The organism is Devosia sp. ZB163, from assembly GCF_028613635.1.
Lineage (GTDB): Bacteria > Pseudomonadota > Alphaproteobacteria > Rhizobiales > Devosiaceae > Devosia_A.
In genome coordinates, this window is record NZ_JAQRMY010000001.1 from 494,470 (window position 1) to 516,675 (window position 22,206).

General features: G+C 66.8%; 32 protein-coding genes. 8 read left to right on the top strand and 24 right to left on the bottom strand.

Annotated features, from left to right (window positions below):
• Positions 1–46 precede the first annotated feature (46 nt).
• Entirely contained in the window at positions 47–1,162 is a 1,116-nt protein-coding gene (gene cfa / locus PRN20_RS02420) for a cyclopropane fatty acyl phospholipid synthase (protein WP_273955457.1), read from the top strand.
• A gap of 20 nt (positions 1,163–1,182) precedes the next feature.
• Here the strand turns inward: cfa and PRN20_RS02425 are convergent, their stop codons facing one another.
• The 5 genes from PRN20_RS02425 to PRN20_RS02445 all read right to left on the bottom strand — a co-directional run bounded on the left by PRN20_RS02425 (position 1,183) and on the right by PRN20_RS02445 (position 5,371).
• The gene (locus PRN20_RS02425) at positions 1,183–1,836 is read right to left on the bottom strand and encodes a DUF1294 domain-containing protein (RefSeq protein WP_273955458.1); all 654 of its coding nucleotides are present in this window, start codon (positions 1,834–1,836) and stop codon (positions 1,183–1,185) included.
• A 96-nt stretch (positions 1,837–1,932) separates the two neighbouring features.
• On the bottom strand, positions 1,933–2,832 hold the full coding sequence (locus tag PRN20_RS02430; RefSeq protein WP_273955459.1) for an alpha/beta hydrolase: 900 nt from the start codon (positions 2,830–2,832) through the stop codon (positions 1,933–1,935).
• A complete protein-coding gene (locus PRN20_RS02435; RefSeq protein ID WP_273955460.1) occupies positions 2,832–3,452 on the bottom strand; it encodes a permease prefix domain 1-containing protein in 621 nt (206 codons plus the stop codon). The genes PRN20_RS02430 and PRN20_RS02435 overlap by 1 nt, the downstream gene beginning before the upstream one ends.
• The gene (locus PRN20_RS02440) at positions 3,445–3,786 is read right to left on the bottom strand and encodes a PadR family transcriptional regulator (protein WP_273955462.1); all 342 of its coding nucleotides are present in this window, start codon (positions 3,784–3,786) and stop codon (positions 3,445–3,447) included. The genes PRN20_RS02435 and PRN20_RS02440 overlap by 8 nt, the downstream gene beginning before the upstream one ends.
• Before the next feature lie 64 nt (positions 3,787–3,850).
• The gene (locus PRN20_RS02445) at positions 3,851–5,371 is read right to left on the bottom strand and encodes a YifB family Mg chelatase-like AAA ATPase (RefSeq protein WP_273955463.1); all 1,521 of its coding nucleotides are present in this window, start codon (positions 5,369–5,371) and stop codon (positions 3,851–3,853) included.
• Between the two features lie 200 nt (positions 5,372–5,571).
• Here PRN20_RS02445 and PRN20_RS02450 point away from each other — a divergent pair, with 200 nt between their 5' ends.
• On the top strand, positions 5,572–6,408 hold the full coding sequence (locus tag PRN20_RS02450; protein ID WP_273956762.1) for a glycoside hydrolase family 25 protein: 837 nt from the start codon (positions 5,572–5,574) through the stop codon (positions 6,406–6,408).
• 285 nt (positions 6,409–6,693) lie between these two features.
• On the opposite strand, the gene PRN20_RS02455 is transcribed toward PRN20_RS02450, so the two are convergent.
• Complete coding sequence (locus tag PRN20_RS02455; RefSeq protein ID WP_273955464.1) at positions 6,694–7,341, bottom strand: MarC family protein; 648 nt, start codon at positions 7,339–7,341, stop codon at positions 6,694–6,696.
• Between the two features lie 43 nt (positions 7,342–7,384).
• Entirely contained in the window at positions 7,385–7,864 is a 480-nt protein-coding gene (locus PRN20_RS02460) for a DUF2244 domain-containing protein (protein WP_273955465.1), read from the bottom strand.
• A gap of 39 nt (positions 7,865–7,903) precedes the next feature.
• On the opposite strand from PRN20_RS02460, the gene nth reads away from it, so the two are divergent.
• On the top strand, positions 7,904–8,575 hold the full coding sequence (gene nth / locus PRN20_RS02465) for an endonuclease III (protein ID WP_273955466.1): 672 nt from the start codon (positions 7,904–7,906) through the stop codon (positions 8,573–8,575).
• 3 nt (positions 8,576–8,578) lie between these two features.
• Here the strand turns inward: nth and PRN20_RS02470 are convergent, their stop codons facing one another.
• Positions 8,579–9,028, bottom strand: coding sequence for a DUF2214 family protein (locus PRN20_RS02470; protein WP_273955467.1), 450 nt, complete (start codon positions 9,026–9,028; stop codon positions 8,579–8,581).
• 81 nt (positions 9,029–9,109) lie between these two features.
• Between PRN20_RS02470 and PRN20_RS02475 the strand changes: the two genes are divergently transcribed.
• Positions 9,110–9,709: a TetR/AcrR family transcriptional regulator gene (locus PRN20_RS02475; RefSeq protein ID WP_273955468.1), complete on the top strand. Its 600-nt coding sequence runs from the start codon at positions 9,110–9,112 to the stop codon at positions 9,707–9,709.
• Between the two features lie 77 nt (positions 9,710–9,786).
• Positions 9,787–10,788 (top strand): adenosine kinase, encoded by a 1,002-nt coding sequence (locus PRN20_RS02480; RefSeq protein ID WP_273955469.1) that lies wholly within the window; start codon positions 9,787–9,789, stop codon positions 10,786–10,788.
• Positions 10,789–10,875: 87 nt separating this feature from the next.
• Here the strand turns inward: PRN20_RS02480 and PRN20_RS02485 are convergent, their stop codons facing one another.
• Genes PRN20_RS02485 through PRN20_RS02530 form a run of 10 tightly spaced genes read right to left on the bottom strand, consistent with a single transcriptional unit; the run spans position 10,876 to position 15,993 of the window.
• Positions 10,876–11,298, bottom strand: coding sequence for an endonuclease domain-containing protein (locus PRN20_RS02485; RefSeq protein WP_273955470.1), 423 nt, complete (start codon positions 11,296–11,298; stop codon positions 10,876–10,878).
• Between the two features lie 31 nt (positions 11,299–11,329).
• Complete coding sequence (coaA, locus tag PRN20_RS02490; protein WP_273955471.1) at positions 11,330–12,277, bottom strand: type I pantothenate kinase; 948 nt, start codon at positions 12,275–12,277, stop codon at positions 11,330–11,332.
• Positions 12,277–12,603 (bottom strand): phosphoribosyl-ATP diphosphatase, encoded by a 327-nt coding sequence (locus PRN20_RS02495; RefSeq protein WP_273955472.1) that lies wholly within the window; start codon positions 12,601–12,603, stop codon positions 12,277–12,279. The genes coaA and PRN20_RS02495 overlap by 1 nt, the downstream gene beginning before the upstream one ends.
• Before the next feature lie 4 nt (positions 12,604–12,607).
• Positions 12,608–13,411, bottom strand: coding sequence for an imidazole glycerol phosphate synthase subunit HisF (gene hisF / locus PRN20_RS02500; protein WP_273955473.1), 804 nt, complete (start codon positions 13,409–13,411; stop codon positions 12,608–12,610).
• Positions 13,408–13,632 (bottom strand): hypothetical protein, encoded by a 225-nt coding sequence (locus PRN20_RS02505; protein ID WP_273955474.1) that lies wholly within the window; start codon positions 13,630–13,632, stop codon positions 13,408–13,410. Before PRN20_RS02505 ends, hisF begins: the two co-directional genes overlap by 4 nt.
• Positions 13,625–13,942 (bottom strand): hypothetical protein, encoded by a 318-nt coding sequence (locus tag PRN20_RS02510; protein ID WP_273955475.1) that lies wholly within the window; start codon positions 13,940–13,942, stop codon positions 13,625–13,627. The genes PRN20_RS02505 and PRN20_RS02510 overlap by 8 nt, the downstream gene beginning before the upstream one ends.
• Positions 13,939–14,265 (bottom strand): hypothetical protein, encoded by a 327-nt coding sequence (locus PRN20_RS02515; protein WP_273955476.1) that lies wholly within the window; start codon positions 14,263–14,265, stop codon positions 13,939–13,941. The genes PRN20_RS02510 and PRN20_RS02515 overlap by 4 nt, the downstream gene beginning before the upstream one ends.
• Entirely contained in the window at positions 14,262–14,999 is a 738-nt protein-coding gene (gene hisA, locus PRN20_RS02520) for a 1-(5-phosphoribosyl)-5-[(5-phosphoribosylamino)methylideneamino]imidazole-4-carboxamide isomerase (RefSeq protein WP_273955477.1), read from the bottom strand. Before hisA ends, PRN20_RS02515 begins: the two co-directional genes overlap by 4 nt.
• A complete protein-coding gene (hisH, locus tag PRN20_RS02525) occupies positions 14,996–15,646 on the bottom strand; it encodes an imidazole glycerol phosphate synthase subunit HisH (RefSeq protein ID WP_273955478.1) in 651 nt (216 codons plus the stop codon). Before hisH ends, hisA begins: the two co-directional genes overlap by 4 nt.
• Positions 15,643–15,993, bottom strand: a complete 351-nt coding sequence (locus tag PRN20_RS02530; protein ID WP_273955479.1) for a DUF2628 domain-containing protein — start codon at positions 15,991–15,993, stop codon at positions 15,643–15,645. The genes hisH and PRN20_RS02530 overlap by 4 nt, the downstream gene beginning before the upstream one ends.
• Positions 15,994–16,118: 125 nt before the next feature.
• Between PRN20_RS02530 and PRN20_RS02535 the strand changes: the two genes are divergently transcribed.
• The gene (locus PRN20_RS02535) at positions 16,119–16,277 is read left to right on the top strand and encodes a hypothetical protein (protein ID WP_273955480.1); all 159 of its coding nucleotides are present in this window, start codon (positions 16,119–16,121) and stop codon (positions 16,275–16,277) included.
• A 131-nt stretch (positions 16,278–16,408) separates the two neighbouring features.
• On the opposite strand, the gene hisB is transcribed toward PRN20_RS02535, so the two are convergent.
• Positions 16,409–16,996: an imidazoleglycerol-phosphate dehydratase HisB gene (hisB, locus tag PRN20_RS02540; RefSeq protein WP_273955481.1), complete on the bottom strand. Its 588-nt coding sequence runs from the start codon at positions 16,994–16,996 to the stop codon at positions 16,409–16,411.
• A gap of 128 nt (positions 16,997–17,124) precedes the next feature.
• Between hisB and PRN20_RS02545 the strand changes: the two genes are divergently transcribed.
• The gene (locus PRN20_RS02545; RefSeq protein ID WP_273955482.1) at positions 17,125–17,988 is read left to right on the top strand and encodes a methylated-DNA--[protein]-cysteine S-methyltransferase; all 864 of its coding nucleotides are present in this window, start codon (positions 17,125–17,127) and stop codon (positions 17,986–17,988) included.
• Positions 17,989–18,144: 156 nt separating this feature from the next.
• Here PRN20_RS02545 and PRN20_RS02550 read toward each other — a convergent pair whose 3' ends face one another.
• The 3 genes from PRN20_RS02550 to pyrF are packed head-to-tail and all read right to left on the bottom strand — an operon-like array spanning position 18,145 to position 20,330.
• A complete protein-coding gene (locus tag PRN20_RS02550; protein WP_273955483.1) occupies positions 18,145–18,759 on the bottom strand; it encodes a 2,3-bisphosphoglycerate-dependent phosphoglycerate mutase in 615 nt (204 codons plus the stop codon).
• A gap of 16 nt (positions 18,760–18,775) precedes the next feature.
• Complete coding sequence (gene dapB, locus PRN20_RS02555) at positions 18,776–19,585, bottom strand: 4-hydroxy-tetrahydrodipicolinate reductase (RefSeq protein WP_273955484.1); 810 nt, start codon at positions 19,583–19,585, stop codon at positions 18,776–18,778.
• Between the two features lie 46 nt (positions 19,586–19,631).
• Positions 19,632–20,330 (bottom strand): orotidine-5'-phosphate decarboxylase, encoded by a 699-nt coding sequence (pyrF, locus tag PRN20_RS02560; protein ID WP_273955485.1) that lies wholly within the window; start codon positions 20,328–20,330, stop codon positions 19,632–19,634.
• A 119-nt stretch (positions 20,331–20,449) separates the two neighbouring features.
• Here pyrF and PRN20_RS02565 point away from each other — a divergent pair, with 119 nt between their 5' ends.
• A complete protein-coding gene (locus tag PRN20_RS02565) occupies positions 20,450–20,890 on the top strand; it encodes a MarR family winged helix-turn-helix transcriptional regulator (RefSeq protein ID WP_273955486.1) in 441 nt (146 codons plus the stop codon).
• Positions 20,891–20,986: 96 nt separating this feature from the next.
• Here the strand turns inward: PRN20_RS02565 and PRN20_RS02570 are convergent, their stop codons facing one another.
• Together PRN20_RS02570 and PRN20_RS02575 are read right to left on the bottom strand one after the other, a co-directional pair.
• A complete protein-coding gene (locus PRN20_RS02570; protein ID WP_273955487.1) occupies positions 20,987–21,598 on the bottom strand; it encodes a histidine phosphatase family protein in 612 nt (203 codons plus the stop codon).
• Between the two features lies 1 nt (position 21,599).
• The gene (locus PRN20_RS02575) at positions 21,600–22,175 is read right to left on the bottom strand and encodes an NADPH-dependent FMN reductase (RefSeq protein WP_273955488.1); all 576 of its coding nucleotides are present in this window, start codon (positions 22,173–22,175) and stop codon (positions 21,600–21,602) included.
• Positions 22,176–22,206 lie beyond the last annotated feature (31 nt).

Consider the following 22,206-nt stretch of genomic DNA (forward strand, 5'->3'; position numbering starts at 1 on the left):
GCGGCGTTAGCATTTGCTAGTATGCTAGCGAAATCCGGAGTGTGTCATGAGCACCGGGCCCAAGGCGTATTTCTCCCAGATCCTTGCCGATGCGGGCATCGAACTCGGCGGCAGCCGGTCTTTCGACGTGACCGTGCATGACGACCGGCTGTGGGGCCGGGTCATCAGCCATGGCACGCTGGGCTTCGGCGAAGCCTACATGGACGGCTGGTTCGACACCGACGCGCTGGACGAGTTCGTCTACCGGCTCCTCGAGTACGACATCTACGCCCACCTGAAGCCGGACCTGGGACTGGCCATCAGCGTCGTCCGCGGGCGGCTCTTCAACCGCGCCCGCAGCCGCGTCGGCGAGGTGGGCGAGAAGCACTACGATATCGGCAACGACCTCTACGCCGCCATGCTCGACAGCCGCATGATCTATTCCTGCGGCTACTGGGCCGAGGCCACCGACCTCGACGCGGCGCAGGAGGCCAAGCTCGACCTCATCTGCCGAAAGGTCGGCCTCCGGCCGGGCATGAGGGTGCTCGACATCGGCTCGGGCTGGGGCGGGTTCCTCAAGTTCGCCGCCGAGCGCTATGGCATCGAGGGCATCGGCGTCACCATCTCGAAGGAGCAGGCGGCCTACGCCGAGCAGATGAAGGGCACGCTCCCGATCGAGACTCGGCTCATGGACTACATGGCGCTCGACGGCGAGTTCGACCGGGTGATCTCGATCGGCATGTTCGAGCATGTCGGCTACAAGAACTACGACGCCTACTTCCGCAAGGTGCGCTCGCTGCTGAAGCCGGACGGGCTGTTCCTGCTCCACACCATCGGCAACAACTTCACCTCGACCCACGGCGACCCGTGGACGGAAAAGTACATCTTTCCCAACGGTCTGCTCCCCTCGATCAAGCAGATCGCCAGCGCCAGCGAGCGCGTCTTCGTGCTGGAGGACTGGCACAATTTCGGCGCCGACTACGACCGGACGCTGATGGCCTGGTGGGCCAGGTTCGACGCCGCCTGGCCGAGCCTCAGGGACAAATACGGCGACCGGTTCTGGCGCATGTGGCGCTTCTACCTGCAGGTCTTCGCTGCCATGTTCCGGGCCCGCAACATGCACCTGTGGCAGCTGGTACTGAGCCCCGGCGGGGTGCGCGGAGGCTATCGGCGGATTTCGTAGGCGCTGCGGGGTGCCTGAGTTTAGGCGGCTCCGAAGAGGGGGCGGGCCAGGGACAGCATTTCCTCGGCGCTGATGAGACCGGTGGCCAGACCCACGAGCCACAGCGCGTGAACGCTTCCGACGATCGCCGTCGCGAAGATGAACGTCGGCTTGCGCGTCTTGTGGCGGAAGACCTCCTGGGCGAGGAGGCCGCCGATGACGCCGCAGAAGAGGTCCGCCGCCAGCAGCCTCGCCTCCGAGGTGCGCCAGCGTCTGGCTTCCGCCGCGGCCTTGTCGGACCCGTAGAGGGCGAACGAGACGACGCCCATCACCGCGTAGATCCCGACCAGCCACAGCGAGGCGGTTCCGCGGAAGACCGCAACCGCCAGCAAAAGCGCGAAGAGGCCGGCCACGACCGCACGCCAGCCTGGACGCGGCCTCGCGACGGGTGGAGCGCCGCGGCGGAGCACCTCGCGGTCGAAGGGGTTGGCGCCATCGATCTTCACCGACTTGGCGGCCGGCCGGCCATCGGAGCCTCGGCCGGCCAGGAACGTCACCGCATCGCCGTCGCGCGGCCGGGTGGCGATGCGGTCAATGGCGCTGATGTGCACGAAATAGCGTTCGCCGTCGGCGCCGGCGATGAAGCCGAACCCGCGTGCATCGTTCCACTGCGAAAGCTTGCCGCTGAGACGCATGGGTTAGCTCGTTGCCAGGTCGAGAAAGGCGTTGCGGCAAGAAGAGTTATGGGGAATGCAGAGCGCTCGCAAGCCTCGTCGCCGCTGACGTTATCCTCAACACGTGCCGGTGTCGGGACCGATGCCGGCAACCCAGCCGGCGATCGCCTCGGCGATATCGGCGAGATGCGACGTGCCATTGGGCGCCTCCATCCCGTGATCGAGGGCCGGAAACTCCCAGTAGGTCAGGTTGCACTTGCCGGCCGTCGCGAAGCGATCGGTGGTGGCGCGCGCCGCCGCCACCGGCGACGAGGTGTCCCGGTCACCCTGCACGATGAGGAACTGCGTGTCGCTGCGTGCCATGTAGTCGGCCGGGATGCGATCGAGGATATCGGCCCAGAAGCGATGCGATGAGCCGGCGAACAGCGTCCTGCCCTGCGGGTCGGAACGGGCGGCGGCGAAGCCGGCCCTGATGGACCCGTGGCCTTCGGGCGGCACGGTGCTCAGCACCATGTCGGCGAACGGGATGCCAGTGGCCGAGGAGAGAAGGATCGTGGCGGTGGGGGCCGCCTGCTCGGCCAGCATGGCAACGGCGAGCCCACCCTCGGACCCTCCGAACAGCACCAGCGGTGTGTCCGGCCTGCGCTTCAGGCTGTCGAGCACGCTGACATAGTCCGCAACGCGCTGGGCCACGGTATGGCCGGCATGAAAGGCCGCTGGGCAATCGGTGAAGCCGTCGGCGATGACGGCGTCCGATGCGATGCCGTATTTCTCGACCATGACCGTGACGTAGCGCGGGAAGGCTTGTCGCATGACGGCGAAGTTGGCGTTGGCGGTCGTCGGCTGGCAGCCGGACCCCTGGGCGAGCACCAGGATGCCGTCCGGCTTGCCCGCCGGCGTATCGACCGAGAATGCGATGGAGCTGCCATCGGGGCGGGGCAGCACGCGATGTTCCGTCTGGGCGAGCGCAGGGGTGGCGGCAAGAGCCGCAATGCAGGCAGCGATGAGGCGATGCATCAGCGAACTCTGAGGTGGCGGTGGAGCAGCAGGAACGGGGCGATGGTGGCGAGCGCATAGAGCGCCAACACGTCCGGCGCGGGACCGCCGAGGCTGACCGCCACGGCATCCGGGCCGATCGCGAGATCGAGCGCCGTCGCGGCAACGAGCGTCGCGAGCATGCCGGCCAGCGGCCAGCCGACGCCGGCCCGTCGGCGGAGGGCACTGGCAGCGATGCTCCAGGCGATGACGAGCGGCGCGAGCAGCAGCAGCGGGCCGACGATCGCAGGCCCCATCGGCGCAAGGCCATGCCGGCCGGCGGCAACCAGCAGCACGGCGAGCAGCGCGATGACGCCGAGCTGGGCCAGCAGCGGCAGCATCAGCCAGGTCAGCGCCGGCACACGGCTCGGCAGCGACCTGAGGCCTGGTTGGCTCAGCATCGAAACCGCGAGGGTTTTGTGATCGCCGAGGCGTGACAGAGCTGCGGCACGCGCTTCGGTCGGTGACAGGCCGGTGGCGGCGAGTTCGTCGGTGAGGTCGGCGAGATGCTCGTCGAGCTCGGCGGTGTAGCGGGCGACACGGGCGGGCGAAATGCCGGCTCGTAGCAGCTCTTCGCCGAGGGCCGAATGGGGGTCACGCATGGCGCGGCTCCCCGAGTACTCCGGCTATGACTGTGGTGAGCTGCCGCCAGGTGTCGGCAAGGTCGGCGAGACGCGTGCCCCCCTGTTCGGTCAGCGCGTAGTAGATGCGGCTGCGGCCGTTGACGGTCTGGCGTTCGGTGGAAAGCGCGCCCTCACGCTCCAGCATGTGCAGCACGGGATAAACCACGCCCTCGGCGAGGACGACATGCTCGCCGGTGGCCGCGCGGATCGCCTGCACCAGTTCGTAGCCGTACATCGGCCGCTCGCGCAGGCATTGCAGCACCAGCAGTTCGGGGACGCCGTTGAGGAACGGAGGATTCTTGGGGCCAGCCATTGCCAATACCTAGTGTCGCTAGGTGTCCGTATACCTAGCTGTGCTAGGTATGGCAAGCGCAGAGCTAGGCCGGCGCCAAGTTCAGCCGGTAGCTCAGGGCTTCGGCGAGGTGCGGGCGGGCGACCTTTTCGGCCCCGGCGAGGTCGGCGAGGGTACGCGCCACCTTCAGCACGCGGTGGTAGGCGCGGGCCGAGAGGTTGAAGCGCTCGGCGGCCTGCAGCAGCAGGGTCTGGCTTTCCTTGTCCGGGTTGACGAGCTTTTCGATCAGCGACGGGCCGGCGGCGGCGTTGGTGAAGACATCGGGCTGGCCCGCCTCGATGTAGCGCTCCCGCTGGCGTTCCCGCGCCTTCTCGACCCGCTCGGCCACGCTGGCCGATGGTTCGGCCGTCGCGGGGCCGATCATGTCGGCGGCGGAAACGGCGGGAACGTCGATCCTGAGGTCGATGCGGTCGAGGAAGGGGCCGGAGACTCGGCCCTGGTAGTCTGCGGCACAGCGGTCGCCGCGCTTGCAGGTGTGGCCCGGCGTGCCGGCGAGACCGCATTTGCAGGGGTTCATGGCCGCAACGAGCTGGAAGCGGGCCGGGAAGGTGACATGCGCATTGGCGCGGGCGATCACCGTCTCCCCCGATTCCAGCGGTTGGCGCAGGCTGTCGAGGACAGACGGCTGGAACTCCGGCAACTCGTCGAGAAAGAGCACGCCATTGTGGGCGAGGCTGGCTTCGCCCGGTCGCACCCGCAGCCCGCCGCCGACCAGTGCCGCCATCGAGGCCGAGTGGTGCGGCGCGCGGAAGGGCCGCCGATCGCTGAGGGCGCCGTCGGCCAGCTCACCGGCGATCGACTGGATCATCGACACGTCCAGCAGCTCGCGCGGGTTGAGGGGTGGCAGGATCGAGGGGAGGCGCGCCGCGAGCATGGATTTGCCGGCGCCCGGCGGGCCGATCATCAACAGGTTATGGCCACCGGCCGCGGCAACCTCGAGGGCGCGGCGCGCGACTTCCTGCCCGCGCACATCGGCGAGATCGGGCAGTGCGCCCGGATCGGGCCGCCGACGCGTTTGCGGGCGGGCGCAGAGCTGGTAGCCGCCGAGATGGTTGACGAGTGCCAGCAGGTTCTGCGGCGCGATGATCTCGAGGTCGTTGCCGGCCCACGCGGCTTCCGGTCCCGAGGGCTCGGCGCAGATGATGCCCATATCGCGCGACAGCGCCGCGATGGCGGCCGGAAGCACCCCGGCCGTCGGCGCAAGGCGGCCGTCTAGCCCGAGCTCGCCGAGCGCCACGTAGCCTTCGAGCGAATCCGACGGGATGGCGCCGATGGCCGCCATCAGCCCGAGCGCGATGGGCAGGTCGTAGTGGCTGCCTTCCTTGGGCAGGTCCGCCGGGGCGAGGTTTACCGTGATGCGCTTGGGCGGCAGGCTGAGCCCGGAGGCATAGAGCGCGGCATGGACGCGCTCGCTCGATTCCTTGACCGCCTTGTCCGGCAGGCCGACCAACAGGAACTTCGGCATGCCGGGCGCGATCTGCACCTGCACGTCCACCGGCACCGCCTCGATACCCTGAAACGCGACGGTCGCGACCCGCGTGACCATGACAAGCCCCCAAGCTCCGCCGCGACGGTATCAGGAGATTTACTTATGTGGCAAGAACGTTTCGGGAACAGATGCAGTCGTGTTGCGCAACCCGGCCGCGCCGTTAACCATGCTGGAATAACAAAGGGTTAGCGCAAGGTTTCATTAATTACCGCATGTTGAATCAAAGGCTTTCACTCCTTGCGAAGGCCTTGTTGCGCATGCGTCTTGCCGTCCGCCCCACGCCCACTCTCCTCAAGTCCGCGTTGGCCGTGGGGCTGATGCTTTTCCTCGCTGCCTGCGGGCGCTCGCCCACACACGACTATCGTGGCATTCCCGGCGACAATGATCCGCATGAGGGCGTGCGGCGGGCCTGGGCCCTGCCCATCCAGGGCATGGACGTGGCGCGCTATCAGGGCCGCATCGATTTCGCCGCGGCGCGCAATGGCGGCATGCACTTCGTCTTCATCAAGTCGACCGAGGGCAAGGACTACATCGACCCCAATTTCTACGACAACTGGCGCGGGGCACAGGCCGCGGGCATGGCGCGCGGCGCCTATCACTTCATGACCTGGTGCAGCCTTGCTTCCGAGCAGGCCGCCTGGTTCGCCAAGAAGGTGCCCAACGATCCCGATGCGCTGCCGCCGGTGCTCGACCTCGAGTGGAACAACCACTCGAGCTGCAAGAACAAGCACAACCGTGCCGACATCCTCGAGAAGGTGCGGGTGATGCTGGCGGCGATGGAGCGGCACACCGGCAAGGTGCCGATCATCTACACCGACATGAACTTCTACCGCGACATCCTCGCCGGCGAGCGCTTCGACTCGTCGTTCTGGCTGCGCTCGACCGCCGCCGAGCCGCACCTGCGCTATGGCGACCGTCCCTGGACGTTCTGGCAGTGGACCCAGACCGGCACCATGTCGGGCATCCGCACCGAGGTGGACCGCAACGCCTTCTACGGCAGCGAGAGCGAGTGGGTGCAATTTCTGTTGACCGGCTGCGACCCGCGCAACCTGCAATGGCTCGGCCCGCAGGGCCGTTGTGGTAGTCTCAAGTAGAGTTGAGGCGGCTCGATTCGCCATCAACTTGTCACGACCTGGCGCAACTACTAGATTTCCCTATGTGAATTGCTGGCGCGAGGCCAGCCACAAGCGAGGAGGGTGAAGACCATGGCTAAGGGCCAGATGCGCAAGACCAAGGAAGCCAAAAAACCCAAGAAGGACAAGGCCGCTGCCAAGCCGGCCGCCGGCGCGACGACCATCGCTGCGGCCAAGAAGTAATTCTGGCCAGCCGGGTCAAGTCCATAGGGGCCGTGGCGCTGAGCTGCGGCCTTCCTGTTTGCGCTAGACCGCGGGAAGCCCCGGAATGAGGCCGCTGGTCCTCAGCCCATCGAGCAGGAACTGCACGGCGAGCGCCGCGAGCAGCACGCCGACGACGCGGCTGACCACGGCAAGGCCGGTAATGCCGAGCAGGCGCTGGATCGGAATCGCGACCAGCATCACGACATAGCAGAGGCCGAGGATCGCGAGCAGGGCCAGCACCACCACGACCCATTCGAGGTTGAAGCCGCTGGTGCCGGTGGTGAGCAGGATCACCGCGCTGATGGCGCCCGGCCCCGCGATCAGCGGAGTGGCAAGCGGGAAGACCGAGATGTCGGCGCGGCCCTGCGCCTCGTTTTCTTCCTCGGGCGTCGTGCCGGTGCCGCCCGAATGGCGGGCGAACACCATGTCGATCGAGATGAGCAGCAGCAGGATGCCGCCGGCGATCCTCAGCGAAGGCAGGCTAACGCCGAACAGGCGGAGCATGGCTTCGCCGAAGACGGCGAAGAAGAGCAGGATGCCGGTGGCGATGAGAACGCCGCGCAGCGCCATCGTCTGCCGCTCGGCCCGGGTGTTCTTGGTGGTCAGCGCCGCAAAGACGAGCAGCAGATCTGCCGGCCCCAGCGTGGCGAAGAAGGTGGAGAGCGCTAGCAGGAACGTATCGATCGGCATGGAGTGACCATGCCGGAAACTCCGGCGCTTGGCGAGGGGGGCGCTACACGCGGGCGCGCTTCAGCGCCGTGCCGAAAGCCTTGGCGAAGCTCGCCTTCTCATCCTGGTCGAGGAACGAGCCCAGCACCATGTCGCGGTCGCGGGTTCTTAGGTGGAGGGCCACCGTCCGCTCGTTGTAGTCGCGGTCTATGACGAGCTTGACGAAATAGGGATTGAAGCGCGTGAGCGTTTCCTTGCCGGCGCCGTCGACCTGCTTCAGCTCGAGCTGGTCGGGCCACAGCGTCACCTCTTCGTAGCGCTTGCCGTCGCGCTGGCTGGCGCTCATCGCCCACCAGATGAGCGCAACGTCGAGGCCCATGAAGCCGACGATGGGCCAGGCGCCCATGGAAAAGAAGACAATGCCGGGAATGGTCGCGAGGATCGCGACCAATACGATGACGGCGCGAGCACCCTTTCGTCCCATCGAACGGTGGGGCGTCAGCTTCGCCGCGAAGAGCGGCCTAGCTTGCGTTTGCGTCGTCATCTTGGGCATCACTATAAGCCGGGATTCGGGATGACGGAAATGGCGCAGCAAAAAGTGAAGCCGCTGCCTACGGCAGATGTCGAGGCGATTTTCGGCGCTTTTGCGGCAGCCAACCCCGAACCGAAGGGGGAACTCGAATACGTCAATCCCTTCACCCTCCTCGTGGCCGTGGTGCTCTCCGCCCAGGCCACCGACGCCGGAGTCAACAAGGCGACGCGGGGTTTGTTCCAGCTCGCCGATACGCCGGAAAAGATGGTGGCCCTCGGGGTCGATGGCATCGAGCAGCGGATCAAGACCATCGGGCTTTTCCGCAACAAGGCGAAGAACGTCTTTGCGCTGAGCCAGCAACTGATCGAGAACTTCGATTCAAAGGTGCCTGAGGACCGCGAGGCGCTCGAGAGCCTGCCCGGCGTCGGCCGGAAGACCGCCAATGTCGTGCTCAACATCGCCTTCAGCCAGCCGACCATCGCAGTCGACACCCACCTGTTCCGGGTCGCCAACCGGACGGGCCTCGCTCCCGGCTCGAACCCGCTCGCGGTCGAGCGGGGGCTCCTGAAGGTCGTGCCCGACCAGTACCTGCTCCACGCCCATCACTGGCTGATCCTGCACGGTCGCTATGTATGCAAGGCGCGCAAGCCCGAGTGCTGGCGCTGCGTCATCCGCGAATGGTGCCGGTTCGAGCCCAAGACGCCGGCGCCCAAAGGCAGGTGACGCCTAAGCCCCATACCCCCGCGCCAGTGCCGCGGCGAAGCTGGGGATGAAGATGAAGATGGCGGCCTGGACGAAGAGCATGCGCCGCGCGCCGGCAACCTCGCCGGCCGGCGGGACATAGCCGGCGTCCTTCCCCGCGGCACGGCGCCAGCGTGCCACCGCGATGGTGCCGGGTATGGAAGCCAGGCCCATGGCGATGAAGGCACCCATCTTGGCCCAGAATACCCAGTTGCCGGCATAGTATTCCCAGCCCGAAGCGCCGAAGATCACGCGGATGATACCGACGACGACAACGGTGCCGGCAGCAGCGCCGTAGGCGGCGTCGACCGCGCCGAGCTGGCCGATGCGCCTGCCTTCGATGCCCGGCCGGAGCAGGGCGAACTCGGCGGCGAAGATGCCGACGAGGGCGAAGACGGCGAGGTGATGGAGGATGGCGAGAATCAGGTCGAGCATGTCGTGTTCCTTCCCTCGAAAACTTCGAGGCAATATGTTAACACTGTTCGCATGACACCTAGATAGGCAGGGATGTAAGCGATGTCAACTTCAGAGCCGACGGATCGCTACCATCACGGCGACCTCAAGCGGGCGCTGGTCGAGGCGGCGCTCGAGATGCTGGTTGAGGGTGGAGCAGAGGCCGTGGGCATGCGCGAGCTGGCGCGCCGCGTCGGCGTCTCGGCTGCAGCGCCCTATCGTCACTTCCGCGACAAGCAGGCGCTGATCCAGGCGGTGGCGGCCGTCGGCTTCGAGCGCTTCCACGAAGCGGTGGAAGGCGCCCGGGACGGCGTGCCTGAGGACGAGCAGTTCGGCGCCATGGCCGAGGCCTATGTGAAGTTCGCGCTTGCCCACCCAAGGCTCTACCGGCTGATGTTCTCGGCCGAGTTGGGCCAGTTCGGCGATCCCGACCTGAGGCGCGCGGCCGACGCTGCCTATGGCAGCCTTGCCCTCGCGGCCGCCAAGGAAGACCCGGAGCGCCCGGGCGAGGCCGCGATCAGCGCCTGGGCCTTCGTCCACGGTCTCTCCATGCTGCTGCTCGATGGCCAGCTGCTCGGCGTCTCCATCGACAATGCCGACCCGCTGGTCCGGGCCCTGACGCGCCGCGCCGCTCAGCGGATCAGGACCACCCATCCGGCCTGACTTTCCGTTGCGCGAGGGGGAAATCTCCTCTAAGTCCGGCGCGGCTCGAATTTCTCTACTTCTGTGAAGGATTGCCGATGGCCGAGGCCCGGTTCGACGTGTTGACCATCGGCAATGCCATCGTCGACGTCATCGCCCCCATCGAGCACGGCTTCCTCGAGCGCGAAGGGTTGTCCGAGGGCATCATGCACCTCGTCGACGCCGAGCGCAGCGAGTACCTCTACGAACGCATGCCGGCCGACAAGCGCCAGATTTCGGGTGGCAGTTCGGCCAATACCGCCGCCGGCGTTGCCTCGCTGGGCGGCAGGGCAGCATTCGTCGGCAAGGTCGCCAACGACCCGCTCGGCGACGTCTTCGCCGAGGACCTCACGCGCATCGGCGTCCACTATGGCGTGTCGCGGCTCGAGGACGGACCGGCCACGGCGCGCTCCATGATCCTGCTTTCCTCGAGCGGCGAGCGGACGATGAACACCTATCTCGGCGCCTGCCATCAGCTGACCACCGCCGATATCAAGGAAGACGAGATCGGCGCGGCGACGATCACCTACATGGAAGGGTTCCTCTGGGATCCGGCCGAGGCCAAGAAGGCCTTCGTCCAGGCGGCTCACTACGCGCACAAGCACGACAAGGCCGCCTCGTTCACGCTGTCCGACCCGTTCTGCGTCAACCGTTATCGCGACGAGTTTCTCGACCTGATCCGGTCCAAGACCATGGATATCGTGTTCGGCAACATCGAGGAGCTGAAGTCGCTCTACCAGTGCGACCTCCACGGTGCGGTGCAGGCCATCGCGCAGGATGCCGAACTCGCGGCGATCACCATGGGCGCCGATGGCGCCATGGCCATCCACAACGGCGAGATCGTCACCGTGCCGGCCTATGCCGTGCCGGAGGTGGTCGATGTCACCGGCGCCGGCGACCTCTTCGCCTCGGGGTTCCTGCTCGCCGTCGCCCGTGAGCGCGATTTCCGCACGGCGCTCCAGGCCGGCTGCCTCGCAGCGAGCGAGGTGATCTCGCATATCGGCGCACGCCCGGTGGCGGACCTCGCGGCGATGACGCGCGAGAGGGGCATCGGGGTTTAGGCTCAGATCTCTCCGTGATCATCCACCGCGTAGCGGGGGAGGGGGACCACGCAAAGCGTGGTGGAGGGGGCGACCAAGTGCGTCCGGCTACTCCGCTCCTGTCAGCGCCAGTCGGATCGCCGTCAGCACACCCTCAATCGAACGATCGTCAAGTATCTCGGCGGCGGCGAAGCGCAGTACCCGGACACCCTGTTGACTGAGCCAGGCATCCCGCCGCTCGTCGTGCAGGGCTTGCTGGACGAAATCATGTGCTGCCCCGTCTACCTCCACGGCCACGTTGGCGCCGGAACAGTAGAAATCCAGAACATGCGGTCCGACTGGGTGCTGGCGCCGAAAGTGCTTCGATAGCTGCCTGCGACGCAAGTCCTGCCAAAGCACGACCTCCGGCAGCGTCATTTCTCGACGCAGGCGCTTGGCGTGCTTCAGCGTGATTGTCGGTCCGCGCATCTGGCCGCCCCCTCCACCACGCTTCGCGTGGTCCCCCTCCCCCGCCTTGCGGTGGAGGATCAAGGGGAGATCCTGCCACAGCTCGGGCCTGGACTCACACCTTCCGCAAAGCCACCCGCTCGATGGCGTGGCTCGCGCCCTTGGTCAGCACCAGGTCGGCCCGGCTGCGGGTCGGCTGGATGTTGTCGCGCAGGTTCGGCAGGTTGATTTCCTTCCAGGCCCACATGCCAAAGGCCTCGGCTTCCTCGGCGCTCATCTGGGTGAAGCGGTGGAAGAAGCTCTTGGGGTCGGCGAAGGCCGTCTGGCGCAGGCGCCGGAAGCGTTCCATGAACCAGGTGGTGAGGACCTGCTCGTCGGCATCGATGAAGATCGAGAAATCGAGGAAGTCCGAGGCGAACAGGATCGGCTTGCCCGATTTGGGCAACTCGCCCGGCTGCAGGATGTTGAGCCCCTCGACGATCAGGATGTCGGGCCGGTCGACGGTGACGAACTGGCCCGGCACCACGTCGTAGACGAGGTGCGAATAGACCGGCACCTTCACCTCGGGCTTGCCCGACTTGATATCGGCGAGGAAGCGGATCAACGCCGGGCGGTCGTAGCTTTCGGGAAAGCCCTTGCGGTCGGCGAGCTTCAGCTGATCGAGCCGGGCATTGGGAAAGAGGAAGCCGTCCGTGGTGACGAGATCCACCTTGGGCGAACTGGGCCAGCGGCTGAGCAGAGCCCTCAGGATGCGCGACGTGGTCGACTTGCCCACGGCCACCGAGCCGGCGACGCCGATGATGTAGGGCACCTTGCGCCCGTCGGCGCCGAGGAAGCGGGTCGATGCCCGATGCAGTTCCTGCGTCGCCTCGACATAGAGCGAGATGAGCCGGCTGAGCGGAAGGTAGATTTCCTCCGCCTCAGTGAACGAGATCGGGTCGTTGAGCGCGCGCAGCCGCTCGATGTCGGCCGGCTCGAGCGTCATCGGCTCGTCGGCGCGGAAGCCGCTCCACTCGGCCTTGGTGAAGGTGTGATAGGGGGCGAGCTCGAGCTTGTCCGCCATCAGGACTTCGCCTTTCCGCGCGCGGCCTTCTCCTCGAGGCCGGATTGCGCCGTGCGCTTCTCCAGCTCGGTCATCACCTCGGCGAGCGGGACGCCGGCCGCGCGCAGCACCACGAGCAGGTGGTAGAGCACGTCCGCCGCCTCGGCCGTCGTGCCCGGCTTGTCGTGCGTCACCGAGGAGATGATCAGCTCGGCCGATTCCTCGCCGAACTTCTTGGCTGCCTTCTCGACCCCGGCAGCCAGCAGCTTGGCCGTGTAGCTCTCCTCGGGCGAGGCGGCGGCGCGCAGGGCAAGGCGCTCGTCGAGCGCTTCGAGCGTGAAACTCATGAGGTCAGGCTCCCGCGTTGGTGTCGCGCCGCATCGGGATGCCGTGGCGCTCCATGTAGTCCTTGGCCTCGGCTACCGTGTAGGTGCCGAAATGGAAGATCGAGGCGGCGAGCACCGCCGAGGCGTGACCCACCTTCACCCCGTCGACGAGGTCGTCGAGCGAGCCGACGCCACCCGAGGCGACCACCGGCACATGCACGGAATCGGCAATGGCGCGGGTCAGCTCGAGGTCGAAGCCGGACTTGGTGCCGTCTCGGTCCATCGAGGTGACGAGCAGCTCGCCGGCGCCGCGCTCGACCATCTTCGCGGCGAACTCCACCGCATCGAGCCCGGTCGGGTTGCGCCCGCCATGGGTGTAGATTTCCCATTCGTCGCGGTTCTGCTGCCCCGGCGCCTGGGTCTGGCGCCGGCGGGCGTCGACCGAGACGACGATGCATTGGTCGCCGAACTTGTCGGCAGCGCGGGCGACGAAATCGGGGTCGTTCACCGCGGCCGTGTTGATCGAGACCTTGTCGGCGCCGGCCAGCAGGAGCTTCCGGATATCCTCGACCCGGCGCACGCCGCCGCCGACCGTAACCGGCATGAAGCAGTGCTCGGCCGTCCGCGCCACGACATCGAAGATCGTGTCGCGGTTCTCCGAGCTCGCCGTGATGTCGAGGAAGCAGAGCTCGTCCGCGCCGGCGGCATTGTAGGCGATGGCGGCCTCGACCGGATCGCCGGCATCGATCAGGTCGACGAACTGCACGCCCTTCACAACGCGCCCGTCCTTGACGTCGAGGCAGGGAATGATGCGGGTCTTGAGCGTCATTGGCGCGGGTCCTTGGGGCGTTTCCTGAGCTTGCTCGCGATGGCGAAGACCAGGCTGAACAGCCAGAAGAAGAAGGCGAACAGGCCGAGCAGGCCGATGAAGGGCGAGAGGATTCCCGAAAAGCCGAGATAGATCAGCGCCAGGATGGGAAGGAGCGCGATGCCGTACCACCACAGGTCGACCTTGCCAACCAGCACCGGCTTGTTCTTGAGCTCAGCCATCAAAGCCCATCCTCTTCTTCCAGCGCGACCGATGCCACATCAGCACCAGGAGCCACACCGTCATCGCCACGATGCCCGCGGGCCAGGAGTAGAGAGCGTACCAGAAGCTGTTGGCCATCGCCTGCAGCTCCGGTGCCTTGTCGACACCCTCGACGATGCACGGGTCGAACAACCCGCCCGTCGCCGTGCAGCCATAGCCCTGGGCGCGGTTGACCGCGTAGACCGTGAGCCCGATTGGCGCCATGGCCCCGATGAAGATCAGCGCCAGCGCGACGAGATAGGGCCACCAGGGAAAGCGCGGGATGGTCATGGCTTGGCCGCCTGCCTGCGACCCCACACGGTCCGGTGGATGACGAGGATCACGAGCCACGCCATGATCGCCATGCCGCCCAGCGGGATGGTTGCGATCATGAGCCAGCCCATGACGCCCATGGCGTAGAGGGTCTTGCCCATGTCGGAGCCGTTGACGATGCAGGGGTTGGAGAAGCCCTCGTGCAGCGTGCAGCCATTGGCCTCGGCGATCGAGCCCGCGATGACCACCGGGACGACCGGCAGCAGCGCGACGACGAGAATGAGGGCCAGCAGGACCCAGTATACCCACCAGGGAAAGCGGCGGGCAGCTGGGTCGGTCACGCTGCCCTCACCTGCTTGAGCAGCGCCAGCGCCTCGCTCGGATCGATGCGGCCATCATAGAGCGCGCGGCCCGAGATGGCGCCTTCGAGGATCTGGTACTCGGGTTCGGTCATGGTCCGGATGTCGTCCATCGAGGCGAGCCCGCCCGAGGCGATGACCGGGATCGACACGGCCTTGGCCAGTTCGAGCGTCGATAGCCAGTTGATGCCCTTCAGCACGCCATCGCGGTCGATGTCGGTATAAATGATGGCGGCGACGCCCGCGCCTTCGAAGCGCTTGCCGAGCTCGATGGCGCTGAGTTCCGATGTCTCGGCCCAGCCTTCCACGGCAACCTTGCCGCCGCGCGCATCGATGCCGACGGCGACCCGGCCGGGGAACAGCCTCGCCGCTTCCCTGACCAGCGCCGGATCGCGCACCGCGACGGTGCCGAGGATGACGCGGCTGAGACCGCGGCCGAGCCAGTCCTCGACATGGGCGATCGAGCGGATGCCGCCGCCGAGCTGGACGGGGAAATCCACGGCATCGAGGATGGCCTGCACCGCCTCCCCGTTCACCGAACGCCCGGCAAAGGCACCGTTGAGGTCGACGACGTGCAGGTACTCGAAGCCCTGGTCTTCGAACGACTTCGCCTGCGCGGCGGGATTGTCGTTGAAGACGGTCGCCTGCTCCATGTCGCCCAGCTTCAGCCGGACGCACTGGCCATCTTTCAGGTCGATGGCGGGGAAGAGGATCATGGCGTCCACCTCAGGAAATTGCCGATGAGGGTCAGGCCGAGGGTCTGGCTCTTTTCGGGGTGGAACTGGGTGCCCAGCATGTTGTCGCGACCGACGATGGCGGTCACCTGCTGGCCGTACTCGGTCGCGGCGACGAGCGTCTCCGGACGTTCCGTGGCGAGGTGGTAGGAGTGGACGAAATAGGCATGCAGGCCCCGTTCACCATCCGGGATGCCGGCGAGCAGCGGATGCTGGCGCTCGAAACGAAGCGTGTTCCAGCCCATGTGCGGCACCTTGAGGTCGCCTTTTGGCTCGAGCCGCACCACGGCGCCGGGAATCCAGCCGAGGCCCCTGGTGATGGTCTTCTCGCGGCCCTCGCTGGCCATCAGCTGCATGCCGACGCAGATGCCGAGGAATGGTGTGCCGCCCTTGATGACGCGTTCTTCGAGCACGTCGACCATGCCGGTCACGGCGTCGAGCCCGGCGCGGCAATCGGCGAAGGCGCCGACGCCCGGCAGCACGATGCGGTCGGCGCGGCGCACCTTGTCGACATCGTCGGTGACGAGGATCTCGTCGCCGGTCCCGGTTTCGCGGGCGGCGCGTTCGAAGGCCTTGGCGGCCGAGCGGAGGTTGCCCGAGCCGTAGTCGATAATGGCAACCGTGCTCATGAGGCGCGCCGCTTCAGGTAGTCGACCAATGCGAGGTCCTCGTCGGCGGCGATCAGGTCGCCACCGAACTGGCCGCCGGCCTTGGCGGTCTTGATGCGGAGGAAGGTCGAAGCCTCGAAGCCGAGGAAGGCGGCAAACAGGACATAGAGCCAGAATCCGGCTTCGGCGCCGACAAAGAGCCCAATGCCGGCGATGGCGAGCGTTCCCACGACCCACAGGGCCAGCATGAGCCACAGCCCGTGGAAGAGCGCATGCACCGGCGGCAGCAGGGCTGCAGACCAGGAGAAGCGATCTGAGACCACAAGGGGCTCATCGCTTCGGCGCTCGTAGACGGAGTAGAGGGTCACGGGTTAACCTCGGAGGGATCGGCGTTGATCGAGGTTCGCCTTAGAGCAAAACCTCGGCGGTTGGAAGATCAGGGGAACCAGCCGCTGCTAGCATCGTTCGGCGCCGGAGCCATGAGGAGAGGCATATGTCGCACGATTCAACTGATGGGCTCGGTTCCAGCCCGAGCGATGGTGATATCGGCCAGGCGATATTCCTGGGCTGGCTCGCGGCCGGGCTGCTCGGCTTCATAGCGGTATTCACCGTCGCGGTACTGGTCATCGCAGCCATGCACGGCTTCAGCTGATCCTGCCGACCGCTCCGACAGTTTGAACCGGTCGCAGGTTGCGACCGGTGTTATGCTGGCGCCGCAGGGTGGACGTCATGCCGCTGCCCGGGACGGAGACGGACGACGAAGGCCGGCCGAAGCCCTGAGCGTTACAGCGTGCCTTTGGTCGATGGGATCGCATCCGCTGCCCGCGGATCGATCTCCACGGCCGAGCGCAGCGCCCGGGCCAGCGCCTTGAAGGCGCTTTCGGCAATATGGTGGTTGTTGTCGCCGTAGAAGGTCTCGACGTGGAGCGTGATCCCGGCATTCATCGCGAAGGCCTGGAACCACTCGCGGAAGAGTTCGGTATCCATCTCGCCCACCTTGTCGCGGGTGAACTCGACCTTCCACACGAGGAACGGCCGGCCCGAGACGTCGAGCGCGACGCGGGTCAGCGTGCCGTCCATCGGCAGGTCCGAGCTGGCGTAGCGGCGGATGCCCTTCTTGTTGCCGAGCGCCTTTTTCACCGCTTCACCCAGCGCGATGCCGACATCCTCGGCCGTGTGGTGGAAGTCGATATGCAGGTCGCCCTTGGCGCGCACCGTCATGTCGATCAGCGAGTGCTTGGACAGCTGGTCGAGCATGTGGTCGAGAAAGCCGATGCCGGTCTGCATGTCATGCTTGCCGGTACCATCGAGATTCACCGACACGGTGATGTCGGTCTCGTTGGTCTTGCGTGCAATCTCGGCGGTGCGCATGGCGTGAGGTCCCTGTGTGGCGCGCGGGCTTTAGCAGATAGCGCCCAAGGGATGAAGATGCGATGAAGTCCCGGCCCGCGGTCAAATCCGGGTCGCTTCGACCGGTGCGCGCGCCTATCTATGTCCGCATGAGCAAGCATGAAACCATCATCGCCAATTCGGACTACGAGACCGTCCAGGCCGCGATCGCCTATCTCAGCGAGACGCTGCCCGATGAAACCGACCTGCCGCGCTTTGCCCGTGCGCTCGGGCTGACCGAGCGGCAGCTCACCGACCTCTTCCGCCGCTGGTGCGGGTTGAGCCCGAAGAGCTTCGCCCAGTGCGTGGCGCTCAACCACGCCAAGAAGCTGCTGGCAGACAACCAGAGCGTTCTGGACACCACCTATGAGGTCGGCCTCTCATCGACCTCGCGCCTGCATGATCTCTTCGTCACCCACGAGGCCATGCCGCCCGGCGCCTATCGCAACAGGGGCGAGGGCATCGAGATGACCTGGGGCGTCGCGCCCTCCCCGTTCGGCACCGCCGTGCTGACCATGACGGAGTATGGCCTCTCGGGCATCGGCTTCGCCGATGAGCGCATGAGCATCGAGGAAGCCTTCGAGGACCTCGCCGACCGCTGGCCCAACGCCCGTTATCGCCGCGACGACAAGGCGGTGGCACCCGTCGCCGCTCGTGTCTTCGATCCCGGTCGCTGGAACGCCGAGGAGCCGGTGCGCGTGGTGCTGATCGGCACGGACTTCGAGGTCAAGGTCTGGGAGACGTTGCTGAGGATTCCGGTCGGCAAGGCGACCACCTACCAGAAGGTCGCCGACCATATCGGCAAGCCCACCGCAGCACGCGCCGTCGGCGCGGCCGTGGGCAAGAACCCGATCAGCTTCGTCGTCCCCTGCCACCGCGTGGTGGGTTCGAGCGGCGCGCTCACCGGCTACCACTGGGGCCTGCCACGGAAGCGCGCGATCCTGGGATGGGAGAGTGGGGTGGTCGGGGCTTAGCCAGTGCGTCACTGAGCCGGACGGCCCCCTCCCGGCCTCCCCCATGAAGGGGGAGGTGAAGAGTCGAGCTTGTGGCTGGATCGTGCCAAATACTGGATGCGGCACCTACCCCTTCATGGGGGAGGATGGGAGGGGGCCGTCTCTATCGGCTTGCGCCTAGACCGCCACCGTCCCCGCCAGCTTCCCGTCCGCGCCGATCTTGTAGACCACCGGCTCGCCCGTCGCGAGTTCGCGCTTCAGGATCTGCTCGGGCGTCAGGCCTTCGATCGCCATGACGATGGAGCGCAGCGAGTTGCCATGGGCAGCGACGAGGACGGTCTTGCCGGCCTTGAGCAGGGGCAGGATTTCCTTGTCGAAATAGGGCAGCGTGCGCGCCGCGGTGTCCTTGAGGCTCTCGCCGCCCGGCGGGGGCACGTCGAAGGAGCGGCGCCAGACATGGACCTGTTCCTCACCCCACTTCTTGCGGGCATCGTCCTTGTTGAGGCCGGCGAGATCGCCATAGTCGCGCTCGTTGAGCGCCTTGGAACGGGTGATCGTCACCTCGGTGATGCCGAGCTCGTCGAGGATCAGGTCGAGCGTGTGCTGGGCGCGGCGCAGCGCCGAGGTGAAGTAGACGTCGGGCACGAGCCCGGCCTTCTTCAGCCGCTCGCCGGTCGCCTTGGCCTCCCCGATTCCCTTCTCGGTGAGGTCCGGGTTGCGCCACCCGGTGAAGAGGTTCTTGAGGTTCCACTCGCTCTCGCCATGGCGCACGAGGATCAGCGTACCGGTCATCGACAGTTTCCTGGGTTCAGTTGAAGCCGAGCACATCGGCCATGGAATAGAGGCCGGGCCGCTGGTCGCGGGCCCAGAGCGCTGCTCGCATCGCGCCGTCGGCAAAGAGCGCACGATTGTCGGCGATATGCGTGAGTTCGATCCGCTCGGCCGGCCCGGCGAGGATCACCTTGTGCTCGCCGATGACGTTGCCGCCGCGCAGCGTCGCAAAGCCGATGCTGCCCGCTTCACGCGCGCCGGTATGGCCGTCGCGAACGCGAACCGAATGCGTCCTGAGGTCGACGTTACGGCCGCGTGCCGCCGCTTTGCCCAACATCAGTGCCGTGCCCGAGGGCGCATCCACCTTCTTGTTGTGGTGCATCTCGAGGACCTCGATATCGAAGTCCGGCAGCGCCGCCGCCGCCTGCCTGACGAGGCCGAGCAGCAGGTTGACGCCGAGCGAGAAATTGCCGTCCTTGACGATGCGCGCGCCGTTCGCTGCGGCAGCGGCGATCGCCGCGTCGTCGGCCTCGCTGCACCCGGTGGTGCCGATGATGTGGATCAGCCCGCGCTTCGCCGCCTCGTTGGCGAGCGCGACTGAATTGGCCGGGGCCGTGAAGTCGATGATCGCATCGGCGCCAGAAAGGGCTGCCTCGACGTTGTCGGTGATGGCGACGCCCAGCGCATCGACGCCCGCGAGTTCGCCGGCATCCTTGCCGATCGGCGGCGCGCCGCTGCGATCGAAGGCGGAGTGAACGGTGAGGCCCGGCGTCGCAACGATGGCGCGAATGTTCGCGCCGCCCATGCGTCCGCCCGCTCCGGCGACTGCAACCTTCAGGTCCGACATGCTGATCCCTCGTTGTTGACCGACGCCTATAGCGCAGGCCGGGGGCTCAAGCCAACCGCGTGCCACCAGCCATTTCGGCAAGAATGGCCTGCGCGGAGGCCCGGGGATTGGCGGCGGCCGTGATGGGCCGTCCGACAACGAGGTGACTGGCGCCGGCTGCGAGGGCTTCGGCCGGCCCCATGACGCGCTTCTGGTCACCCAGCGCGCTGCCGGAGGGGCGGATGCCCGGCGTGACGATATCGAGCTGCGGTCCGACGATGGCCCTGACCATCTGCGCCTCGTTAGGTGAGCACACGATCCCCCCGATGCCCGCGGCCCGGGCCTGCTCGGCGCGCAGCGCCACGAGGCCTGCCGCATCGCGGGCATAACCGGCTTCGATCAGGTCGGCGTCGTCCATCGAGGTCAGCACGGTGACGCCCAGCACGGTGAGCCCCGACCCGGCCGCAGCCTTGGCTGCCGCACGCATGGTCTTGGGATAGGCGTGGACGGTGACCATGGTGGCGCCGGTCCTGGCGATGGCGCCGACGCCCTTTTCGACGGTGTTGTCGATATCGAGCATCTTGAGGTCGAAGAATACGCGCTTGCCGGCGGCGAGCAGCGCCTTGCCGAGGTTCAGTCCGTCGCCGCCGTAGAAGAGCTGGTAGCCGATCTTGTAGAAATCGACCGCGTCGCCAAGGTCCGCGACCAAGCGTTCGGCCTCGTCTCGGGTGTCGAGATCGAGCGCCACAATGAGCGTGCCAGCCATCAGATGTCTCCGGATTTTTGGGCTCTTTGCATGCGTCGGCATGGTCGGTCAAGCCTTGTACGCCGGACTGGCCGCACTCAGTATGGCGCCATAGGACGTCTGGATTCGGTCGGGGTTACATGCAGCAGCAGGCGCTTTCCGCCACCGTCGCGTGGGTGCGGCTCGAGCGCGCGATGGCGGCATTCGAGGCCGAGCTGAAGAAGCGCTTCGGCATCACCGGGCTGCAGCTGCAGGTGCTGCGCATCTGTGCCGAACGACCACAGCTGCCGCTTGCGGCGCTGCGCAAGGCCCTCGTGATGCATCCGGCGACGCTCGGCCAGTCGATCGACGAACTGCGCCGCATGGATCTCGTCGCCGTCCGCACCGATCCCAATGACAGGCGGGCGCGTCTTGTGGGGCTGACCGACAAGGGGGCGGAACTCGTCGCGAAGATCCCGTCCGCCGGTCCGGTCCGCCTGCGCGAGATCGAGCACGACGTCGCCCGCCTCGACAGGCTGAAAAGCGCCCTCGAGGATGCAGTGGAGCTGTTCGGGCTCGCCGAGTGGGCGCCGGGTCGCTAGGCCGCCTCCCTCCCCGGGGAGGGATCGAGGAGGGGGTGGTGCGGTGATCACCGATGGACCCCCACCCCCAGCCCCTCCCCTCAAGGGGGAGGGGAGCTAGAGGCCGGTGATTGTGTCCGGTAGCACTTCCATGGCCAGCCAGTCGGTGAGCAGCGCCCGGTCCGACAGGCGGACGACGAAGACGTTGCCGCCGCCGGGATCGCCGATCCGGCGCTGATCCTCGTTGCGCGAAATGGCGCGGCCGCCGAGCTGGCATTTGAGGAGCGTCCCGACAGCGCCGTGCCCGGCGAATGCGATGGGCAGGGATGGGTCGTGGTTCGCCAGCGCGGCCTCGAAGGCGGCGGTGATCCGACGCTGCGCCGCCCGGGCGGTTTCCCAGCCTTCCGCCGAATCGTCCGGGCTCGCGAAGAACGCGTCGGCCAGCTGCTCGAAGCGGTCGGGCCCGACATAGCCGGTGCTCGTCCGGTCGTTCTCGGCAAAGTTATCCCCGCTGTCCACAGGCTTGCCGGACACCGTACCGAGAATCGCCGCGAGCTCGAGAGCCTTGGTTTCCGGGCTCGAGACGACCCTCGTGGCGGCGCGGACCAGCGGGTGGTTCGCGAATCGTTCTGCACGTGACCTGCCGAGCGACGAGAGCCCCCAGCGCGGCACCGGCACGGCCGGGTCCTGCACAACCTGCGGATGGGTGATGTAGAGCGCGTAGCTCACGTCAGATGCCGCCGCGCGAGAAGTGGGTGAGCTCGCGCACCGTCTGGCCGACCTTCCACTTGATGTTGGCTTCGTTCGGCTCGCCATTCTCGTCGAAGACGTCGGGGTAGGGCCCGATGCCGAGCAGCGTCGGCACGACCAGCGCGCCCAGCTTGCTGAGAGAATCGCGCAGGTGCGAGAGCGCGAAGATGGTGGCGTACTTGCCGTCGCTCACCCCGCCGATGCCGAAGATCGCGTGTTTGAACGGGTTCGGCTTCTGCCGGCTCACCCACGAGATCATGTTGACGATGAGCGGAGTGACGCCGCCGTTGTACTCGGGCGAGGCGATGAAGACGATGTCGTAGCTGCGGAACATGTCCGCGAGGCGCTTGGCTGCCTCCGGCGTCTCGCCGGTTTCCTCGATGTCCTGATTGAAGATCGGCATGTCGAAGTCGCGCAGGTCGAGGTCGGTGACCTCGACGCCGGCTTCGCGCAGCTTGTTCGACATCAACCGGCGAAGCGGCTCGTTGATCGACTCCTTGCGGAGCGAACCGCAGAGCGTGATGGCAGTCTTGGGGGAGGGCGCTTCAGTGGTCATGGCGCGAACGCTAGCCGATTTGCCGGGGCTG

Excerpts from the sequence above, each read along its gene's own strand:
- PRN20_RS02495 (WP_273955472.1), bottom strand. The coding sequence starts at position 12,603 with ATGAGTTTCACGCTCGAAGCGCTCGACGAGCGCCTTGCCCTGCGCGCC.
- nth (WP_273955466.1), top strand. The coding sequence starts at position 7,904 with ATGGCGCAGCAAAAAGTGAAGCCGCTGCCTACGGCAGATGTCGAGGCG.
- PRN20_RS02565 (WP_273955486.1), top strand. The coding sequence starts at position 20,450 with ATGCAGCAGCAGGCGCTTTCCGCCACCGTCGCGTGGGTGCGGCTCGAG.
- PRN20_RS02455 (WP_273955464.1), bottom strand. The coding sequence starts at position 7,341 with ATGCCGATCGATACGTTCCTGCTAGCGCTCTCCACCTTCTTCGCCACG.
- hisH (WP_273955478.1), bottom strand. The coding sequence starts at position 15,646 with ATGAGCACGGTTGCCATTATCGACTACGGCTCGGGCAACCTCCGCTCG.
- PRN20_RS02460 (WP_273955465.1), bottom strand. The coding sequence starts at position 7,864 with ATGACGACGCAAACGCAAGCTAGGCCGCTCTTCGCGGCGAAGCTGACG.
- PRN20_RS02545 (WP_273955482.1), top strand. The coding sequence starts at position 17,125 with ATGAGCAAGCATGAAACCATCATCGCCAATTCGGACTACGAGACCGTC.
- dapB (WP_273955484.1), bottom strand. The coding sequence starts at position 19,585 with ATGTCGGACCTGAAGGTTGCAGTCGCCGGAGCGGGCGGACGCATGGGC.
- PRN20_RS02510 (WP_273955475.1), bottom strand. The coding sequence starts at position 13,942 with ATGACCATCCCGCGCTTTCCCTGGTGGCCCTATCTCGTCGCGCTGGCG.
- PRN20_RS02475 (WP_273955468.1), top strand. The coding sequence starts at position 9,110 with ATGTCAACTTCAGAGCCGACGGATCGCTACCATCACGGCGACCTCAAG.
- PRN20_RS02430 (WP_273955459.1), bottom strand. The coding sequence starts at position 2,832 with ATGCATCGCCTCATCGCTGCCTGCATTGCGGCTCTTGCCGCCACCCCT.
- hisB (WP_273955481.1), bottom strand. The coding sequence starts at position 16,996 with ATGCGCACCGCCGAGATTGCACGCAAGACCAACGAGACCGACATCACC.
- PRN20_RS02575 (WP_273955488.1), bottom strand. The coding sequence starts at position 22,175 with ATGACCACTGAAGCGCCCTCCCCCAAGACTGCCATCACGCTCTGCGGT.
- PRN20_RS02505 (WP_273955474.1), bottom strand. The coding sequence starts at position 13,632 with ATGGCTGAGCTCAAGAACAAGCCGGTGCTGGTTGGCAAGGTCGACCTG.
- hisA (WP_273955477.1), bottom strand. The coding sequence starts at position 14,999 with ATGATCCTCTTCCCCGCCATCGACCTGAAAGATGGCCAGTGCGTCCGG.
- PRN20_RS02435 (WP_273955460.1), bottom strand. The coding sequence starts at position 3,452 with ATGCGTGACCCCCATTCGGCCCTCGGCGAAGAGCTGCTACGAGCCGGC.
- PRN20_RS02425 (WP_273955458.1), bottom strand. The coding sequence starts at position 1,836 with ATGCGTCTCAGCGGCAAGCTTTCGCAGTGGAACGATGCACGCGGGTTC.
- pyrF (WP_273955485.1), bottom strand. The coding sequence starts at position 20,330 with ATGGCTGGCACGCTCATTGTGGCGCTCGATCTCGACACCCGAGACGAG.
- PRN20_RS02440 (WP_273955462.1), bottom strand. The coding sequence starts at position 3,786 with ATGGCTGGCCCCAAGAATCCTCCGTTCCTCAACGGCGTCCCCGAACTG.
- coaA (WP_273955471.1), bottom strand. The coding sequence starts at position 12,277 with ATGGCGGACAAGCTCGAGCTCGCCCCCTATCACACCTTCACCAAGGCC.
- PRN20_RS02550 (WP_273955483.1), bottom strand. The coding sequence starts at position 18,759 with ATGACCGGTACGCTGATCCTCGTGCGCCATGGCGAGAGCGAGTGGAAC.
- PRN20_RS02450 (WP_273956762.1), top strand. The coding sequence starts at position 5,572 with ATGCGTCTTGCCGTCCGCCCCACGCCCACTCTCCTCAAGTCCGCGTTG.
- PRN20_RS02470 (WP_273955467.1), bottom strand. The coding sequence starts at position 9,028 with ATGCTCGACCTGATTCTCGCCATCCTCCATCACCTCGCCGTCTTCGCC.
- hisF (WP_273955473.1), bottom strand. The coding sequence starts at position 13,411 with ATGACGCTCAAGACCCGCATCATTCCCTGCCTCGACGTCAAGGACGGG.
- PRN20_RS02480 (WP_273955469.1), top strand. The coding sequence starts at position 9,787 with ATGGCCGAGGCCCGGTTCGACGTGTTGACCATCGGCAATGCCATCGTC.
- PRN20_RS02445 (WP_273955463.1), bottom strand. The coding sequence starts at position 5,371 with ATGGTCACGCGGGTCGCGACCGTCGCGTTTCAGGGTATCGAGGCGGTG.
- cfa (WP_273955457.1), top strand. The coding sequence starts at position 47 with ATGAGCACCGGGCCCAAGGCGTATTTCTCCCAGATCCTTGCCGATGCG.
- PRN20_RS02535 (WP_273955480.1), top strand. The coding sequence starts at position 16,119 with ATGTCGCACGATTCAACTGATGGGCTCGGTTCCAGCCCGAGCGATGGT.